Genomic DNA, 2,823 nt, shown 5'->3' on the forward strand with positions numbered 1-2,823 from the left:
ACGAACTCCTCGACCACAGACAGTGGGACTTCATGGGCAAAAACTGACCCACCCCGCGGTCTTCAGCGGATGGTTACCGCCTTCGGGGTAGATCGTGACACTCTCGATGAGCGTCGACAGAATCTCCCCGACCTCGCCGTGTGAGGTATCGTCGTTCAGTGTATCGCAGAGCTTCTCGACCTTCTGCTTGAACAGCCACAGCAAGTCGGGGTGGGGCAGGATGGTGGCGATCGGCGTAGCGGTTACTTCTGCCGCGAGCATGGCCTCGATATTCGCCTTCTCGACCTCACGATCCAACAAGAGCTTGACCAGCGTCGGGCTGAGCACGCCCGTCAGGATATTTGCGGTCAGGTTCTCAATTTCGCGTCCGACGATCCTCAGGCGATCCGCAGTGACCTGATCCTGCTGCAACGCGGCTGAAGAGATGCGCGCCATCTCGCGCCCGAACTCCTCCGCGACAGCCGCGTGTAGTCTTCTGTTATCAAGCTGTGCTGAAGGATGCAGAGGGTCGCGGTTTCGAGCGAGCCCTTGCAGGCCGAACCGTACTCGAGCAGGTGCCTTGTTCCTTCTGTCCGGCGCAGCGGTAATAGTCGTTGCCGGAATTGGTTTAGCTGGATTCGCAGTAGCTGCAGCAAATGACACCGGATAACAGAGGCTTTCTGCGGTTTTGACTGCCGAGCGAGACTTGTGCATTCGGACGCCTTCGCTGCTCGATCTGATTCTGCACCGCGGTCCATTGCATGTCATCGACGATGCGGAAATGCGGCACCTCCACCTCAATTCATTCACCCTCGTCTCGCAGCCTGTAACGGCGTTCTCTCTTCTCGCTGTCGGGATTGCGGCGCCACTGCCGACGGCCAGACCAGGCACCCGACGTAGAGCGGATTGTTGAAAATGCCGGTCGCCTTCTTCGGGTCCCCCTGGATTATGAAGGCATTCCACTGCCCGCCGCGTGGGCCGAGAATATCGCTGGCATTCAGTCCCGTGGTGACCTGAATGGATGAGCGTCCGGCAGCCAACTCCGCAAATATGCGCTCAACAACAATCGTCTGGACAGCGTCGATCTCGAAGAGGTCGCGGATGAGTTCACCCCTTGCATCAAGCCGGATGACACGCTTGTAGCCATAGGCGCGGCCGCCGGCGAACCGGCCGGCAAGGACTGCCGCCTCCATGCCGCGGACTGTCCTCTCGACTAGATGCTTGAGGAAAATGGCACCCAGCAGACCGGCGCCGGCAAACTTGATCTCGTCGACATGGCCGTCCGAGATGCTGTGCAGCGCCACGCGATGGTACATCAGCTTCTTGCCTAGGAACGCCACGTCCTCGACGTCGCGGGCGATACGATCGAGCGTTTCGCAGACGATCAAGTCCACCGCGCCCGTCTCAACGTCGCGCAGCAGCTTCTTTAGTATCGGACAATCACGGCGATCGCCTGACTGCTCCGGATCGCGATAGGTCGCTATCACCGTATCGCCTAGATAGTCGACGAGCTTCATGCAGGAGGCTGCCTGGTGGGCGCTCGACGTTGCTGTCTGCATGACGGTCGAATGGCGATCGTAAAGTGCGATCCGGGGAGAAGTCTTCATCAGCAATGGCGAGCTCTGGTCAGTCTTGTGGTGGGTTGGGTTCGATCTGCATTGCGCGGTAATACTCTGCGGCTGCCTGGCGGGCGATCAAGCGCACCAGAGCAGTCAGCCCCGAAGTCGATGAAGCGTGCACGTCGGCCGCTGCGTGCAACTGCCATTCGCCAGCAGGCGAAGGCAGGGCGGAGGGAGCGCGATCCATGCGGCAGGCTTTGGCCTGCCTCGTTGTTTGCCAGCCATGTAAGTTCCGGAAGCAACCCAGGGTATGAGCTGATCAGCGAGTTGCCTTGAAGAAAGGGAGAGGGAGATCCAGCGGATGCTGGGGAAAAGGAGATTGTCTCATGTCGATGTTGCTGACGCTCGCTTTTGCCTATGCCACCTGCCGACTGCTGCCTCGCGTTGTTGCAGGGATCGTCGCTACCTTCATTGGTACGCTGCTGACCGTCAGGAGCAACAGCGCGCGGCAGGCGCTCCTTGCCTCTGGTCCAACTTCTACATCGGGCGCTACATGTGGTCGTCGGCCGAACAGAGCGCAACGCCGCGCTCTGCACCGTTCCGTTCAGGCCTCGCTCGATGCGACAGTCTTCACCAGCTTGCTGCCGCACGTCGCCATCCGGGCGTACAAATGGCCGACGGCATCGATCATGCCTCTGGTATTGCTGGTCATGAATTAACCCGCTTGCGCATAACCGACCTTGATCCCGTGCAGCGCGGATAGGAGCTGCAGCCAAAGAAGAGCTTGTTGCTGGCCTGTGCAGTTCGCCCAGCGTTTGACCATCGGAGCGCCGCAGTTCGGGCAGACGACCGGCTGGCGCTTGACGGCTTCAACTTCTTCTTCGGCTTTGCTGCCGCAGTGGGGGACGATGAACGAGCGTCACCTTCCGAGAGTGGGCAGAGCGGCACGAATGGCTGATAGTGGGTCTGTCCGGCACGAGAGCTGCCGGTCGGCTCACAACCAAGACGATTCAATGGCCGATACACAGGTTTGAAGGAGGGTTGTGACTTCAGACTGCCTCGCTGTCAGGTTTGCGATCGAGCGCGGCCCAAGCCGGCAAATAATCGGTCAGCGATTTTGGCGCGCAGCAGCCTGTCGAAAATTTTGGGAAACAGCTAAGCTGCCGTGTGCCAGATCGGATGGCCTGCGGCGATCAGCAGCGTTTCAGTGTCAATCGGCGTCCAAAAAGGACCCCCTATCGGCGTCCAAAAGGGACCCCGTTTGTCGAGCGGTGTGACGGGTATG

At 59.8% G+C, this 2,823-nt stretch carries 3 protein-coding genes; 1 reads left to right on the plus strand and 2 read right to left on the minus strand.

All coding sequences use genetic code 11. The features are described from left to right. Positions 1-30: 30 nt before the first annotated feature. Together HRV97_RS17115 and HRV97_RS17120 are read right to left on the minus strand one after the other, a co-directional pair. Positions 31-693: a hypothetical protein gene (locus HRV97_RS17115; protein ID WP_174195336.1), complete on the minus strand. Its 663-nt coding sequence runs from the start codon at positions 691-693 to the stop codon at positions 31-33. A gap of 92 nt (positions 694-785) precedes the next feature. After that, positions 786-1,586, minus strand: a complete 801-nt coding sequence (locus HRV97_RS17120) for a recombinase family protein (RefSeq protein WP_281356842.1) — start codon at positions 1,584-1,586, stop codon at positions 786-788. A 338-nt stretch (positions 1,587-1,924) separates the two neighbouring features. On the opposite strand from HRV97_RS17120, the gene HRV97_RS17125 reads away from it, so the two are divergent. Then, positions 1,925-2,257 (plus strand): hypothetical protein, encoded by a 333-nt coding sequence (locus HRV97_RS17125; RefSeq protein ID WP_174195338.1) that lies wholly within the window; start codon positions 1,925-1,927, stop codon positions 2,255-2,257. The last annotated feature ends 566 nt before the right edge of the window (positions 2,258-2,823 follow it).

The sequence above is a fragment of the Sphingomonas hominis genome (assembly GCF_013328205.1).
In the GTDB taxonomy this organism is placed as follows: Bacteria; Pseudomonadota; Alphaproteobacteria; order Sphingomonadales; family Sphingomonadaceae; genus Sphingomonas; species Sphingomonas hominis.